The 510-nt window shown below is 44.7% G+C and carries 2 tRNA genes; both read left to right on the forward strand.

The annotated features are described in order from the left end of the window. Positions 1–169: 169 nt before the first annotated feature. Positions 170–243 (forward strand) — tRNA-Ile (locus tag ACEYW6_RS36595). A gap of 80 nt (positions 244–323) precedes the next feature. After that, a tRNA-Ala gene (locus ACEYW6_RS36600) sits at positions 324–396 on the forward strand. The last annotated feature ends 114 nt before the right edge of the window (positions 397–510 follow it).

Raw genomic sequence — 510 nt, forward strand, 5'->3', positions numbered from 1 at the left:
AAGGTAGCCGTACCGGAAGGTGTGGCTGGATCACCTCCTTTTTAGGGAGACCTACACCCCTTACATATCGAAAAACACACAGTTAAATAGATAGTAAGTTGGTCTAACCTAGGTCGGTCGCAGATATTTGCATTGTTGAAAGCTTTCAAACTATGATTTGGTTCGATATGGGCTATTAGCTCAGGTGGTTAGAGCGCACCCCTGATAAGGGTGAGGTCCCTGGTTCGAGTCCAGGATGGCCCACCTGAAAGTAATTAGTAATTGCTAATTCGTAAATCGTAATTAACTACGATTTAAGAATTGTGAATTACGAATTATAATCTGGGGGTTTAGCTCAGTTGGTAGAGCGCCTGCTTTGCAAGCAGGATGTCAGCGGTTCGAGTCCGCTAACCTCCACCTGTGGTGATTGCCATTCATCAAAGCGATTGAGAAACCAGCAACATGACTGAACTGTCAGACTGCTGAGTTGATCTCAGCCAGAACCTTGAAAACTGCATAGTAACGCGAAAT

Source organism: Nostoc sp. UIC 10607 (assembly GCF_047228265.1).
Taxonomy (GTDB): Bacteria; Cyanobacteriota; Cyanobacteriia; order Cyanobacteriales; family Nostocaceae; genus Nostoc; species Nostoc foliaceum_A.